Origin of the sequence: Pseudomonas sp. DR 5-09 (genome assembly GCF_001655595.1) — a bacterium.
GTDB classification, from domain to species: Bacteria; Pseudomonadota; Gammaproteobacteria; order Pseudomonadales; family Pseudomonadaceae; genus Aquipseudomonas; species Aquipseudomonas pharyngis.
This window is the reverse complement of sequence record NZ_CP011566.1, coordinates 4,188,127-4,201,763: the sequence shown is the minus strand read 5'-3', so window position 1 is coordinate 4,201,763 and position 13,637 is coordinate 4,188,127. Positions and strand designations below refer to the sequence as shown.

At 62.8% G+C, this 13,637-nt stretch carries 13 protein-coding genes; 3 read left to right on the top strand and 10 right to left on the bottom strand.

The window, feature by feature from the left end:
• Positions 1-4 precede the first annotated feature (4 nt).
• Entirely contained in the window at positions 5-679 is a 675-nt protein-coding gene (locus PDR5_RS18850; protein ID WP_039770232.1) for a hypothetical protein, read from the bottom strand.
• 295 nt (positions 680-974) lie between these two features.
• Between PDR5_RS18850 and PDR5_RS18845 the strand changes: the two genes are divergently transcribed.
• Positions 975-1,673, top strand: a complete 699-nt coding sequence (locus PDR5_RS18845; RefSeq protein ID WP_064597941.1) for a glutathione S-transferase family protein — start codon at positions 975-977, stop codon at positions 1,671-1,673.
• Between the two features lie 142 nt (positions 1,674-1,815).
• Positions 1,816-2,790: a porphobilinogen synthase gene (gene hemB / locus PDR5_RS18840; RefSeq protein ID WP_064597939.1), complete on the top strand. Its 975-nt coding sequence runs from the start codon at positions 1,816-1,818 to the stop codon at positions 2,788-2,790.
• A 4-nt stretch (positions 2,791-2,794) separates the two neighbouring features.
• Here the strand turns inward: hemB and PDR5_RS18835 are convergent, their stop codons facing one another.
• Positions 2,795-4,330 (bottom strand): FAD-dependent oxidoreductase, encoded by a 1,536-nt coding sequence (locus PDR5_RS18835; RefSeq protein ID WP_064597937.1) that lies wholly within the window; start codon positions 4,328-4,330, stop codon positions 2,795-2,797.
• 188 nt (positions 4,331-4,518) lie between these two features.
• Between PDR5_RS18835 and PDR5_RS18830 the strand changes: the two genes are divergently transcribed.
• Entirely contained in the window at positions 4,519-5,607 is a 1,089-nt protein-coding gene (locus PDR5_RS18830; RefSeq protein ID WP_064597935.1) for a DUF1615 domain-containing protein, read from the top strand.
• Between the two features lie 78 nt (positions 5,608-5,685).
• Here PDR5_RS18830 and PDR5_RS18825 read toward each other — a convergent pair whose 3' ends face one another.
• From PDR5_RS18825 to PDR5_RS18790, 8 genes are all read right to left on the bottom strand, one after another.
• Positions 5,686-6,009 (bottom strand): hypothetical protein, encoded by a 324-nt coding sequence (locus tag PDR5_RS18825; RefSeq protein ID WP_064597933.1) that lies wholly within the window; start codon positions 6,007-6,009, stop codon positions 5,686-5,688.
• 113 nt (positions 6,010-6,122) lie between these two features.
• A complete protein-coding gene (locus PDR5_RS18820; protein ID WP_064597931.1) occupies positions 6,123-6,818 on the bottom strand; it encodes an anti-sigma factor in 696 nt (231 codons plus the stop codon).
• Positions 6,815-7,348, bottom strand: a complete 534-nt coding sequence (locus PDR5_RS18815; RefSeq protein ID WP_172829494.1) for a sigma-70 family RNA polymerase sigma factor — start codon at positions 7,346-7,348, stop codon at positions 6,815-6,817. The genes PDR5_RS18820 and PDR5_RS18815 overlap by 4 nt, the downstream gene beginning before the upstream one ends.
• Positions 7,349-7,390: 42 nt before the next feature.
• A complete protein-coding gene (locus PDR5_RS18810; RefSeq protein ID WP_064597927.1) occupies positions 7,391-7,912 on the bottom strand; it encodes a DUF3455 domain-containing protein in 522 nt (173 codons plus the stop codon).
• A gap of 119 nt (positions 7,913-8,031) precedes the next feature.
• Positions 8,032-9,645: an ABC transporter ATP-binding protein gene (locus tag PDR5_RS18805; protein WP_064597925.1), complete on the bottom strand. Its 1,614-nt coding sequence runs from the start codon at positions 9,643-9,645 to the stop codon at positions 8,032-8,034.
• A gap of 14 nt (positions 9,646-9,659) precedes the next feature.
• A complete protein-coding gene (locus PDR5_RS18800) occupies positions 9,660-10,682 on the bottom strand; it encodes an ABC transporter permease (protein ID WP_064597923.1) in 1,023 nt (340 codons plus the stop codon).
• Complete coding sequence (locus PDR5_RS18795) at positions 10,682-11,746, bottom strand: microcin C ABC transporter permease YejB (RefSeq protein WP_064597921.1); 1,065 nt, start codon at positions 11,744-11,746, stop codon at positions 10,682-10,684. The genes PDR5_RS18800 and PDR5_RS18795 overlap by 1 nt, the downstream gene beginning before the upstream one ends.
• Before the next feature lies 1 nt (position 11,747).
• A complete protein-coding gene (locus PDR5_RS18790; protein ID WP_064597919.1) occupies positions 11,748-13,619 on the bottom strand; it encodes an extracellular solute-binding protein in 1,872 nt (623 codons plus the stop codon).
• Positions 13,620-13,637 lie beyond the last annotated feature (18 nt).

Below are 13,637 nucleotides of genomic sequence, written 5' to 3'. Positions count from 1 at the left end.
AAACTCAGGTCGGACAGCTTTCCTGGCCGTTATCCAGTCCCTGTTTGTAGCTGTGGCTCTGCAGGCTGGCCTTGCCGTTGTGCCAGGTCAGGGTCAGCACATACAGCGAGTCGTAATCGCTGGATTCCCAATCCTCTGTGATCTTCTGCTTCCCGCCGACCGCCTTGTCCGCCACCTTGTTGATCAGCTCCGGCAGGTAGCCATGGGACCACGCGGTGTAGATGGTCGAGTTGTGGTACTTGTCGTCGATCAGCTCCCGGGCCAGGTCACTGGTGTCGTTGGCCGAGAACTCGATGTTCACCGGCAGGCCGAGTTTGATCGCGGCGGGGCTGATGGTCATCAGCGGGCGGATGTAGCTGTAGGAGTTGTCCAGTTCGCCTTCTTCGACGTTGCGCGTCGGATTGGCGGCGAACACGTAGTCGGCCTTGCCGAATTTTTCCGGCAGCAGGGTCGACAGGTCGATGGCCCGGTTCAGGCCCTGGCAGTTGAGCTGGCCGAGACCACCGGCCGGTTTCTCCGCATGGCGCAGGAACACCAGGGTCTGGGTGCCGTCCACCGGTTGCGCACGGCTTTCGCTGGATTCCAGCGACAGGAACAGCGCGCTGACTGCCAGCAGGGTGGGCAGGGCCACATACGCGCGATGCTTGAAGCGGTTGGCGACTTTCATCAAGTTCGTCATGGGATAAGGAGTCTTCAGTCTGTTCGGTTAAGGCTGACAAACCTCTGCACCGGTGCATGCGCGCCGGCTGTTTTCCCTGTCATCACTGGCTTGCTTGGAGCCCCCTGAGGCCCGTTTGGTTCGATCCGCTTGAGTGCGCCGCACTTTACCGTTGAGGCTGTGCGGTTGGAGGGAAGGTTAACCACAGGATGTTGCGGATTTAAGTAAGCCGGCGGGCGAGGGTGTAAAGAACCCGAGCCAGAGCGCTGATCGTGGATTATGCTCAGGCCTTTCATTTTGTGACTGGATGCTACACATGACTGATCTGTCCGCGTTCCCGATCACCCAGAAATGGCCGGCGCAGTACCCTGACTGGATTCAGCTCTATTCCCTGCCGACCCCCAACGGCGTCAAGGTCTCGATCATGCTTGAAGAGATCGGCCTGCCCTACGAGCCGCATCGCGTGGGCTTCGACACCAATGACCAGATGTCTGCGGAGTTCCTGTCGCTGAACCCGAACAACAAGATTCCGGCGATCATCGACCCCCACGGTCCAGAGGATAAACCGCTGCCGTTGTTCGAGTCCGGCGCGATCCTGATCTACCTCGCCGACAAAAGCGGTCAGTTGCTGGCCCAGGAAGGCGCGCTGCGCTACGAAACCCTCCAGTGGCTGATGTTCCAGATGGGCGGTATCGGCCCGATGTTCGGCCAGCTCGGTTTCTTCAACAAATTCGCCGGCAAGGACTACGAAGACAAGCGTCCCCGTGACCGCTACGTCGAAGAAAGCCGTCGCCTGCTAAGCGTCCTGAACACCCGCCTGGAAGGGCGCGACTGGATCATGGGCGAGCGCTACACCATCGCCGACATCGCCACGTTCCCGTGGGTGCGCAACCTGATCGGCTTCTACGAGGCGGGCGATCTGGTCGGCATCGACAACTTCCCGAACGTCACCCGGGTGCTGGAGCGCTTCCTCGCGCGGCCGGCGGTTGTGCGCGGCCTGACCATTCCTTCCTGATTCTGCGGGAACCGGGGGCGCAGATTGTTGCGTGCCCGGTAACGCACTGTTGATTGATCCAGGTTTGTACCCCGATCCCCGCAAGGCATAAGCTTCGCCCCCTACGACTTTCGTCTCATCCGCTGTTTTCAGGAAAGGCCCCATGTCCAGTCAGTTCCCCGAAGCACGTCCACGCCGTCTGCGCCGCAATGCGAGCCTGCGCAGCCTGTTCCAGGAAACCGAGTTTTCCCTCAGCGATCTGGTGCTGCCGATCTTCGTCGAAGAAGAGATCGACGATTTTGTGCCGATCAAGAGCATGCCCGGCGTGATGCGCATTCCCGAGCGCAAACTGGCCGGCGAAATCGAGCGTTACGCTCGGGCCGGGATCAAGTCGGTGATGACCTTCGGCGTGTCCCATCATCTGGACGCCAACGGCAGCGACACCTGGCGCGAAAACGGCCTGGTGTCGCGCATGTCGCGGATCGCCAAGGACGCCGTGCCGGAAATGATCGTGATGTCCGACACCTGCTTCTGCGAGTACACCGACCACGGCCACTGCGGCGTGATGCACAACCATGAAGTCGACAACGACCAGACCCTGATCAACCTCGGCAAACAGGCAGTTGCAGCAGCCCGTGCCGGCGCCGATGTGATCGCGCCATCGGCAGCGATGGACGGCCAGGTACGGGCGATTCGCCGTGCGCTGGACGATGCCGGCTTCACGCAGATTCCGATCATGGCCTACTCGACCAAATTCGCCTCGGCGCTCTACGGCCCGTTCCGCGAGGCCGGCGGCAGCGCGCTGAAGGGCGATCGCAAAAGCTATCAGATGAACCCGATGAACCGCCGCGAAGCCCTGCGCGAATCGTTGCTCGACGAACAGGAAGGCGCCGACGCGCTGATGGTCAAACCGGCCGGCGCGTACCTGGACATCATCCGCGACATCCGCGAAGCCTCGAACCTGCCGCTGGCGGCGTATCAGGTCAGCGGCGAGTACGCGATGATCAAGTTCGGCGCCCAGGCCGGGGCCATCGACGAAGATCGCGTGGTGCGCGAAAGCCTCGGCGCGATCAAGCGCGCGGGTGCGGATCTGATCTTCACCTACTTTGCGATGGATCTGGCCCTGGCCGGGATCTGATCCTTCAGGGGCAATTGAAAAACGGCCGGATCCCGTGATCACGAAAGTACCGCTCGATCACCTTCGGATCCGCGCTGTTGTCGGCAATCGCCACGTAGGTATCGGGGCGCAGCAGATAAAAGCCGTTGCGCCCCAGGCCCGCCGTTTCAAACGCCGGACGCCAGTCGAACACGTGCAGCGGCAAGTGATGTTCATTGCACCAGGCGATCATCTCGTCGCTGGTGTCGCCGTACACATGCACCTGCCAGCACGGCTGGCGCAACGGCTCGTAATTGTCCCCCTCGCCATCATGGGCCCACGGCAAGCGGTCGCCGCCGTGGACGTGCCCGGCCACGCCTTCGCTCAACGCCATGCCCCGATAGTTGAGGGTGATCTGCGACACCGTGCGAAACAGGAATTCGCGGCTGCTCTCGAATGAGGCCATTTTCGGAATCAGGAACGGCGCCAGCCGTGTGCGCAACAGGTCGGCCATGCGGCCTTCGGCGGTGACGAAGCTGAAGACCTTGTCGGTGGTCGACACCAGTCGCCGGGCGAAGGCGATGCGTTCGGTTTCGTAGCTGTCGAGCAGCCCGGGCGTGGCCGCGCCGCCGAGCACTGCCGCGAGTTTCCACGCCAGGTTGATCGCATCGCCGATGCCGGTGTTCATGCCCTGACCGCCGGCCGGGCTGTGCACGTGCGCCGCATCGCCGAGCAGAAACGCTCGGCCCTTGCGAAAGTGATCCGCCACCCGGTGATGCACGCGGTAGGTGGAGAACCAGTTGACGTCCTCGATGTGCACGTTCAGGTGTTCGATGGCGCGGTTGCTGACATCGGAAAACTCGAGGGTTTCGGCGCGATCCGCACGCTCGTCGCGCACGGTGCCGATCAGCCGCGCGCGGCCTTCGCCGGCCAGCGGGAACACCGCCAGAAAATCCGCTTCATCCAGGTCCAGATGCAACTCGCCATTGAGCGCCGGACCGCTGGCCCGCACATCGGCGACATAGAAAATCTGCTGATAGGTGCCGCCGGGAAAACCGGTGTCGAGGGTCTTGCGCACGATTGAACGAGCGCCGTCGCACCCGGCCAGATAGCAGGCCTGGCAGATTTCCTGCTCGCCATCCGGCAGGCGCAAGTGCGCGGTGAGGCCGTCATCGTTTTCCGTGAAGCTCTCCAGCGTCGTGTTGCGCTCGACGGTCACGTCGTAGTCTTCGAGTCGGTCGATCAACAGCCGCTCGTGTTCGTCCTGCGGGTACATTTCCAGAAAGGCATAGGGCGTCAGGCCTTCGCCGATCCGGTTCAGCGGCAGCTGCGCCACCGGTTTGCCCTTGACCCAGAAATTCGCCGCGGCCACCCGATGACCGTTGCGCACCACCGTATCGGCCAGATCCAGTTGCCGGTACAGCTCAAGGGTGCGCGCCTGCACCGCCAGCGCCCGCGAGGTGGTGCCGGGGGCGGAGGTCTTGTCGATGATGCGTACGCGCACGCCCAGTTTGCTCAGCCACAGGGCCAGCACCAGCCCGGTGGGGCCCGCGCCGATGATCAGAACATCACTGCGGTTCATGGTCTGTGCTCCTCGCGTGTCCTGATCCGAGACTTGCCACTGCAGCAGCAAGTATGGATCAGACGGCGAGGGCGGCCAGTCGGCCTGCCAAACGGAACGATGGAACAGCGCCGCCGGCCCGCAGTCCTATCCTGCACCCTGCGATTGAGCGTAGGGTTAACCCGGCTCAACGGACTGGATGAAGCGTTATGCACCCCCCTCGATTATTCGTCAGCCTCGCCGCGCTGCTGGTACTGGCCGGTTGCGCCGGTCAACGCAGCGAAGAAGCGGCGCCGCGCCCGCCCGCCGAGGTCAAGGCGCAGATCGTGCGCCTGCTGCCGGCCAAAACCGTCGACCGTCAGGGCTGGGCCACCGATATCTACGCCGCGTTCGCCGCCCAGGGTATCAGCCCGACCACGCAGAATCTGTGTTCGGTGCTGGCCGTCACCGAGCAGGAATCCACTTTCCAGGTCGATCCGCCTGTGCCCGGCCTGGGCAAGATCGCCCGTGACGAAATCGACCGCCGCGCCGCCAAGGTGCACATCCCGAGCCTGTTGGTCAGCGGTGCCTTGCAGGTGCGCTCGCCGAACGGCAAGACCTACAGCGAACGCCTGAGCGCCGCCCGCAGCGAAAAGGAATTGAGCGCGATCTTCGATGACTTCATCGGCTCGGTGCCGATGGGTCGTACGCTGTTCAGCGGTTTCAACCCGGTGCACACCGGCGGGCCGATGCAGGTCAGCATCGAATTCGCCGAGCAGCATGCCAAGGACTATCCGTACCCGGTGGACGGGACCATTCGTCGCGAGGTGTTCAGCCGTCGGGGCGGCATGTACTTCGGCATCGCCCATTTGCTCGGTTATCCGGTGAGTTATCGCGAACCGCTGTACCGCTTCGCCGACTTCAACGCCGGCTGGTACGCCAGTCGCAACGCGGCGTTTCAGAACGCGGTCAGCCGGGCGTCGGGGATTCCGCTGGCGCTGGATGGCGACCTGATCCGCCCGGGCGCGATCATGCCGGGCAGCACTGAACTGGCGGTGCGCGCCCTCGGCAAATCACTGGGCATGCGCAATCCGGTGATCCGCGATCAACTGGAGAAGGGCGATAGCCTGGCCTTCGAGGAGACCAAACTGTATCAACGGGTCTTTGAGCTGGCGGAGCGTGCGGAAGGCAAGACATTGCCCCGTGCGGTGTTGCCGGGCATCGTGCTGCAGAGCCCGAAGATCACCCGCAAACTGACCACGGCGTGGTTTGCCAAACGGGTCGACGAGCGCTATCGGCGCTGCATGGCCAAGGGCTGAGGACGATCAAAAGGGAATAAAAAAACCCGGCTGACGGGAGCCGGGTTTTTTCTGGGTTGTTGCGGTCAAGCCATTCATTCAGGCAACGCGACGTTCAATCAGACGATCAGAGCCACCTTCAGCAACGCGGCGTTCAATCAGACGATCCGAGCCACCTTCGGCAACGCGGCGTTCAATCAGACGATCCGAACCACCTTCAGCAACGCGACGTTCAATCAGACGATCCGAGCCACCTTCGGCAACGCGACGTTCAATCAGACGATCCGAGCCACCTTCGGCAACGCGGCGTTCGATCAGACGATCCGAGCCGCCTTCGGCGATCATGGTGTGAGCCGGTTTGGCGGCAAATGCGTTGAAGGCCAGAACCGAAAGGGCAATGCTGAGGATGACTTGGCGTTTCATGGTCGTGTGCTCCGGGGGTGTTGTTTGTTTGGTATGGAGCGGATGTTACGCCCGGGAATTTTTAAGAGAACTTCATTGACGTGATGGTGAACATCGACGCCGATGATGGTTTGTCATAGCACCTTCACTGCGCGGCCAATTGCCTGGATCGGCCCGGTGGGTTTGCCGATCGGCGAACCGTTGGCGCCCTCCAGCGTCAGCTCGAACAACTGATTCGGTTGCAGCGGCGGCAGCTTATCCAGCGGGATCGACAGCGCTTGCCCCGGTTTGACCAACCCCAGCGACACCGGCCCTTGCCAGCCGTCGGCCTTGGTCCAGAACTCCAGCGCCTTGTCGGCCGGCACCTCGACCACGCCCAGCGGAATCAATTGAATCTCCCGTGGACTGCTGGCCTGGATCACCCAGCCCGGCGCCTTGTCCTGCGGGGCGACCAGCACCACCAGAAAGCTCGGTTTCGGTGTTGTTTGAGTCAGGAGGATCGAGCCCAGCAACAAGGTCGCGGCCAGCCCGGCAGCGCTCAAGCCGCGCCACAGCGTCAGACGGTTCCACCAGGAAACCTCTGGCGCCCTCTTGTGGGTGAGTTGCCCGACACTGCGTTCGATGCGTTGCCACAGCTGCGAAGAAGGTTGATGCGCCGGGGCAAGGTCGGTCAGTTCCAGCAGACGTCGCTCCCAGGCATCCACGGCCGCTCGCAGTTCCGGCTCGTTGGGCAATCGTCGTTGTACTTCGGTGCGTTCTTCGGCCGAGAGCGTGCCGAGCACGTATTCGCTGGCCAGTTCATCGCGTTCCTGCGCCGATTCGGTGGTCATCCCATGCACTCCCGCAACGCATTGAGGCTGCGTTTGATCCAGGCTTTGACGGTGCCCAGCGGCGTGTCGAGGCGGTGGGCGATCTGCGCGTGGCTGTAACCGTCGACGTAGGCGTGAAGGATGCAGCGGCGGCGTTGCGGTTCCAGTTGATGCAGGCAGCGATGGATGCGGGTCGATTGCGCCAGCGCATCGAAGTCGTCATCACTCGCCAGAGATTCGTTGCTGTCATTGAGCGGGGTTTCCCGGTCGTGATTGCGCAGCACATTCAGCGCCAGATGACGGGTCACGCTGAACATCCAGCCCCGGGCCGAACCGCGCGCCGGATCGAAACCCGCCGCGCCGGCCCAGATCTTGATGAAAGCGTCGTGAACGATGTCTTCGGCCAGCGCCGTGTCGCGCACCAGACGTCGGGCCACACCGAGCAGCCGCGGACTTTCCTGCACATACAATTCGCGCAGGGCCCCGCGCTCGCCGCGAGCACAGGCGGCGAGGCGGGCTTCGTAATCGAACGCGGTTTCGGGTAATGGCATGTCCTGCAATCTAGCAAGCATCGGCCAAACGTCCAGTCAGGCTCAGTTCGCCGCCCAGAAAATGTAGTCGGCCTGGTACTTCACCACTTCCTGTTTACCCTTGTTCGCCGCCGTGCATTCGCTACCCGGCGCCACGCCGCCCTTGAGCGCCACGCGCTGGATGTAGCTCACGCCGCTCATGGCGCCTTTGCCTTCGGCGGGGTTGGCCTTGACCAGTTGATAGGGCAGGTTGCCCGGGCTCGACGGCGCTACGGCCAGTTGCGTGCCGGTGACTTTCGAGCCGTCCTTGGCCTGCCAGGTGGCGGGTGGGCCGAAGTAGGTGCCGACCTGTTTGCCGCTGCGATCGTTGAGCACCGCTTTCGGGCCGACGAACACCCACTCGGTCTGGCCGGCGGCATTGGCCTTGTCCCGGCATTCGTAGGTGATCTCGCCGACCCCGGTGGTTTCCATCGCGATCTTGTGGCCGTCCGGCACTTTGATCGCGTCGGGATAACTGCTTTGGGCGAAGCTTGTCGAGGCGACGGCGAGCAAACCAGTGAAGCCGATCAGTTGGGTGATGTTCATCAGTGTTTCTCCGAAAAAGGGTAAACCGCTGACAGCCGAAAGAGGGCTGTTACAGGGACTACCCGTGACGGAGGCGTTTGGATGCAGTGGCCGGAAAATAAATCTGAAAGCTCTGAAGGTCAGATTGCTGTAACCCGCTCGCGCCCGGTTTTTACCAAGGCCAGGCCGGAGGCTTTCAGCAGTTCCTGGGTATAGGCATGCTGCGGCGCCGCAAAAATCTCCTGGGACGATCCCTGTTCAACCACCTTGCCGTCCTTGATCACCATCAAGTCGTGCGCCAGTGCATGCACCACCGCCAGGTCATGGCTGATGAACAGGTACGTCAAGCCATGGCGGATCTGCAACTGTCGCAACAATTCCACCACCTGTTTTTGCACCGTGCGATCCAGCGCCGAGGTCGGTTCGTCGAGCAGAATCAGCGCCGGTTCCAGCACCAGCGCCCGGGCGATGGAAATGCGCTGGCGCTGGCCGCCGGAAAATTCGTGGGGATAGCGATGCCGGCTCTGCGGATCGAGGCCTACTTCCTCCAGCACGCGGATCACCGCTGCCTCACGTTCTTCGGGCGTGCCGATGCCGTGGGTCAGCAGGCCTTCGGCAATGATCTGCTGTACCGACATTCGCGGGCTGAGGCTGCCGAACGGGTCCTGGAACACCACCTGAATCTGCCGGCGCAACGGGCGCATCAAGCGCTGATTGAGCAGGCTCAAATGCTTGTTGCCGAAGCGAATATCGCCCTCGGATTCCACCAGTCGCAGAATCGCCTGGCCCAGCGTCGACTTGCCCGAACCGGACTCGCCGACAATCCCCAGGGTCTTGCCCCGTTGCAGTCGGAAACTCACGCCGTCCACGGCCTTGATGTACTCCTGAGTGCGACTGAACAGCGCCCTGGGCAGCGGGAACCAGACTTTCAGATCGTCCACTTCCAGCAAGTTGTGATCGTAGCGGCTCGGCACCGGCGCGCCCGACGGTTCTGCCTCGATCAGCAGGCGGCTGTAAGGATGCTGCGGGGCGCGGAAAAGCGTTTCGCAATCGGCCTGTTCGACGATTTCCCCGTGGCGCATCACGCACACCCGTTGGGCGATGCGCCGCACCAGATTGAGGTCGTGACTGATCAGCAGCAGCGACATGCCGAGGCGTTGCTGCAACTCGATCAGCAGCTCGAGAATCTTCTGCTGCACGGTCACGTCCAGCGCGGTGGTCGGTTCGTCAGCGATCAGCAATTGCGGCTCGTTGGCCAGCGCCATGGCGATCATCACCCGTTGCCGCTGGCCGCCGGAGAGCTGGTGCGGATAGGCCTTCAAACGCTGCAACGGCTGGCGAATGCCGACCAGTTCCAGCAGTTCCAGCGTGCGCTGGCGCGCGGCGCGGCCCTTGAGGCCCTTGTGGATCTCCAGCACTTCACTGATCTGTTTTTCCACCGTGTGCAACGGGTTCAGCGAGGTCATCGGCTCCTGGAAAATCATCGCGATGCGGTTGCCGCGCAAGCTGCGCATTTGCTGTTCGCTGGCGTGCAGCAAGTCCACGTCGTTGTAGCGGATGCTGCCTGTGCTGCTGACGGTTTTGGCCGGCAGCAAACGCAGGATCGAGTGCGCCGTCACCGACTTGCCCGAGCCGGATTCGCCGACCAGTGCCAGGCACTCGCCACGGCGGATGTCGAGGTTCACGCCGTGCACCACTTCGTGCCCGGCGAAGGCGACGCGCAGGTCGCGGATTTCAATCAGGTTGTCGGTCATTTCAGCTCCGGGGATCAGGATCGCGGATCGAACGCGTCACGGCAGGCTTCGCCGATGAACACCAGCAAGGACAGAATCAGCGCCAGGGCAAAAAACGCCGTCAGCCCCAGCCACGGCGCTTGCAGATTGCGCTTGGCCTGGCCGATCAGTTCCCCCAGCGACGCGGTGCCGGCGGGCATGCCGAAGCCGAGAAAATCCAGCGCGGTGAGGGTGGCGATGGCGCCGGTCAGAATGAACGGCAGGTAGGTGAGGGTGGAGGTCATGGCGTTGGGCAGAATGTGCCGGCGCATCAGTTCGCTGTCCGTCAGGCCCAGGGCCCGCGCGGCCTTGACGTATTCCAGGCTGCGTCCGCGCAGGAACTCGGCGCGTACCACGTCCACCAGTGCCAGCCAGGAAAACAGCGCCATGATCCCCAGCAGCCACCAGAAACTCGGCGAGACGAACCCCGACAGAATGATCAGCAGGTACAGCACCGGCAGCCCCGACCAGATCTCCAGCACCCGTTGCCCGAGCAAGTCGACCCAGCCGCCGTAATAACCCTGCAACGCTCCGGCGACGATGCCGATCAGCGCACTGACCGCGGTGAGAATCAGCGCGAACAGGATCGAAATCCGCGTGCCGAAAATCACCCGCGCCAACACGTCCCGAGCCTGATCGTCGGTGCCCAGCCAGTTGCTGGAGGACGGCGGGCTCGGCGCCGGTTCCGTGAGGTCGTAATTGACCGTGTCGTAGCTGAACGGGATCGGCGGGAACAGCATCCAGCCGCCCTGATCCTCGATCAGTTTGTGTACGTAATTGCTGGCGTAATCCGGCTGGAACGGCAGTTCACCGCCGAAATCGGTTTCCTGATACTCGCTGAGGATCGGGAAGTAAAAGGCGTGGTGGTAGCGGATCACCAGCGGCTTGTCGTTGGCGATCAGCTCGCCGCCGAGGCAGATCAGGCACAGCCCGATGAACAGCCACAGCGACCAGCGCCCGCGCCGGTTGGCCTTGAATTGGGCGATGCGCCGCCGGCCCAGAGGGGAGAGTGTGAACATCAGGCAGTCCTCGCCGAGAAGTCGATGCGCGGATCGAGCAGGGTGTAGCAGAGGTCGCCGATCAGCTTGATCAACAGGCCGAACAGGGTGAACAGAAACAGCGTGCCGAACACCACCGGGTAGTCCCGTGACACCGCCGCTTCGTAGCTCATGCGCCCGAGGCCGTCGAGGTTGAAGATGGTTTCGATCAGCAGCGAGCCGGCGAAAAACACCTCGATCAACGCCGACGGCACACCTGCCACCACCAGCAGCATCGCGTTGCGAAACACATGGCCGTAGAGCACGTGCCTTTCGGTCAGACCCTTGGCGCGCGCGGTGATCACGTACTGGCGGCTGATCTCGTTGAGGAAGCTGTTTTTGGTCAGGATCGTCAGCGTCGCAAAACCGCCGATCACCAGCGCCGTCACCGGCAACACCAGGTGCCAGAAGTAGTCGCCGACCTTGCCCCACAGGCTCAGGCTGGCGAAGTTGTCCGAGACCAGACCCTGCACCGGAAACCAGTTGACGTAGCTACCCCCGGCGAACACCACGATCAACAGAATCGCGAACAGAAACGCCGGCATCGCGTAACCGACGATGATCGCCGTGCTGCTCCAGACATCGAAAGCGCTGCCGTTTTTGATTGCCTTGCGAATGCCCAGCGGGATCGAAATCAGGTAGGTGATCAAGGTCGCCCACAGGCCGAGGGACAGCGACACCGGCAGCTTCTGCACGATCAGATCGGTGACCTTGGCACCGCGAAAGAAACTGCTGCCCAGGTCCAGTTGGGCGTAATTCTTGAGCATCAACCACAGGCGTTCGTGCATCGGTCGGTCGAAACCGTAGTGGTGCTTGATCTCTTCGATCAGCGCCGGGTCCAGGCCACGGCTGCTGCGCCCGGCACCGCCGATGGCGGTGACCTCGCTGGCGCCGCCCATGCTGTGCCCGCCGAAGCCTTGCAGGCGGGCGATGGCCTGTTCCACCGGGCCGCCGGGCGCGGCCTGCACGATGACGAAGTTGACCACCAGAATGCACAGCAGCGTCGGGATGATCAGCAACAGACGTCGACTCAGATAACGCCACATGTCACTGGCCCCCCGCGAGCTGGCGCAGGGCACTCATCTGCTGGTTGGTCAGCGGCTTGGCCGAGACCTCCCACCAGGTATCGAGGCCTTCGCTGTAGATCGGCTGCACCGCCGGCCTGCCGAAGCGGTTCTGAAACACCGTCGGCGTGCCTTTGGAGTAGTAGTTGGGAATCATGTAGTCACCCCATTGCAGCACCCGGTCGAGGGCGCGGGCGTACCGCACCATGGCGTCGCGGGTATTGGCCTGGACCAGGCCGTCGATCAGCCGGTCCACCGCAGGGTTGGCCAGCACCATCGAATTGGAGCTGCCGACCTGAGTGGCGCTCTGCGAGGCGTACAGGCTGTACAACTCGCGGCCCGGCGAGACGATCGGATCGCCGCTGCGGGGGAAACTGGTGACGATCATGTCGTAGTCCCGGGCGTTGAGCCGGTTGATGTACTGCGCCGAATCGATGCGCCGCAGATTGAGGGTGATGCCGATCTGCGCCAGGGTGCGTTTGTACGGCAGCAGCATGCGGTCGAAGCCGCCCTGGCCGTCGAGGAAGGTGAATTCGAAGGGCTCGCCGGCGGCGTTCACCAGCCGATTGTTTTTCGGCGTCCATCCTGCCTCGGCCAGCAGCTTCAGGGCTTGCAATTGCTTGTCGCGGATGTAGCCGCTGCCATCGGTTTTCGGCGCCTGATAGACCCGGCTGAAAACCTCGTCCGGAATCTGTCCGCGCAACGGTTCGAGGATCGCCAGTTCTTCGGCGTCGGGCAGTGCGGTGGCGGCCATTTCACTCTTCGGCCAGTAGCTGTTCTGGCGCACGTAGAAGCCGCGCATCATCTGCTTGTTGGTCCACTCGAAATCCCATAGCAGGCTCAGCGCCTGACGCACGCGGCGATCCTTGAACAGCGGATTCTGCAGGTTGAACACGAAACCCTGGGCGCAGGTCGGTTTGTCCGGGGCGAGAATTGCCTGTTGCAGGCGACCGTCGTGCAGGGCCGGGCTGTCGTAGCCGACCACGTAACCGGACGAGGAAAACTCGCGGTTGTAGTCGAACGCGCCGGCCTGCAGCAGTTGCCGGGCGACGTCGGTGTCGCCGTAGAAATTCACGGTCAGGCTGTCGAAGTTGTACATCCCGCGACTGACCGGCAGGTCTTTGCCCCACCACTGCGGGTCACGCTGGAAACTGATGCTACGTCCCGCATCGACCTTGCTCACCCGGTACGGGCCGCTGCCCAGCGGGGGTTCGAAACCGCCGCCGTTGGCGAAGTCGCGGGTTTTCCACCAGTGCTCGGGCACCGGTCGCAGCGACGCCAGATCCAGCGCCAGGGTGCGGTTTAGGTTGTTCTTGAAGGTGAAGCGAATCTGCCGCGGGCCTTCGATCAGCACGTCCTGCACGTCGGCGTATTGCTGGCGATAACTCAGGCTGCCCTTGGTCATCAACAGTTCGAAGGTGTAGCGCACGTCCTCGGCGGTGATCGGCGTGCCGTCGGCAAAGCGCGCCTCGGGATTCAGGTTGAAACGTACCCACAGACCGTCGGGATCGCGCTCCATGGTTTGCGCCACCAGACCGTAGACGGTATAGGGCTCGTCCAGCGAGCGGAACGCCAGCGGCGAATACACCCAGTCGTTGACCTGCACCACGGAAATGCCCTGATCGGCGTACGGGGTGATGTAGTTGTACTGACCGATCTCCATCGAAGCGCGGCTGAGCGAGCCGCCCTTGGGGGCGTCGGGATTGACGAAATCGAAGTGCTGGAAACCGGCGGGGTATTTCGGCGCCTCGCCGTACACCGTCATCGCGTAGCTGCCGCCGGCCAGCGCAGATGCCGCGTTGCACAGCAGCGCGCTGCCGAGCAGCAGGCCGGCCATGTTGCGCATGAATGTCATGAAGTAAATCCCCCAAAT

Coding starts and splice junctions, on each gene's coding strand:
- PDR5_RS18850 (WP_039770232.1), bottom strand. CDS start 679: ATGACGAACTTGATGAAAGTCGCCAACCGCTTCAAGCATCGCGCGTAT.
- PDR5_RS18845 (WP_064597941.1), top strand. CDS start 975: ATGACTGATCTGTCCGCGTTCCCGATCACCCAGAAATGGCCGGCGCAG.
- hemB (WP_064597939.1), top strand. CDS start 1,816: ATGTCCAGTCAGTTCCCCGAAGCACGTCCACGCCGTCTGCGCCGCAAT.
- PDR5_RS18835 (WP_064597937.1), bottom strand. CDS start 4,330: ATGAACCGCAGTGATGTTCTGATCATCGGCGCGGGCCCCACCGGGCTG.
- PDR5_RS18830 (WP_064597935.1), top strand. CDS start 4,519: ATGCACCCCCCTCGATTATTCGTCAGCCTCGCCGCGCTGCTGGTACTG.
- PDR5_RS18825 (WP_064597933.1), bottom strand. CDS start 6,009: ATGAAACGCCAAGTCATCCTCAGCATTGCCCTTTCGGTTCTGGCCTTC.
- PDR5_RS18820 (WP_064597931.1), bottom strand. CDS start 6,818: ATGACCACCGAATCGGCGCAGGAACGCGATGAACTGGCCAGCGAATAC.
- PDR5_RS18815 (WP_172829494.1), bottom strand. CDS start 7,348: ATGCCATTACCCGAAACCGCGTTCGATTACGAAGCCCGCCTCGCCGCC.
- PDR5_RS18810 (WP_064597927.1), bottom strand. CDS start 7,912: ATGAACATCACCCAACTGATCGGCTTCACTGGTTTGCTCGCCGTCGCC.
- PDR5_RS18805 (WP_064597925.1), bottom strand. CDS start 9,645: ATGACCGACAACCTGATTGAAATCCGCGACCTGCGCGTCGCCTTCGCC.
- PDR5_RS18800 (WP_064597923.1), bottom strand. CDS start 10,682: ATGTTCACACTCTCCCCTCTGGGCCGGCGGCGCATCGCCCAATTCAAG.
- PDR5_RS18795 (WP_064597921.1), bottom strand. CDS start 11,746: ATGTGGCGTTATCTGAGTCGACGTCTGTTGCTGATCATCCCGACGCTG.
- PDR5_RS18790 (WP_064597919.1), bottom strand. CDS start 13,619: ATGACATTCATGCGCAACATGGCCGGCCTGCTGCTCGGCAGCGCGCTG.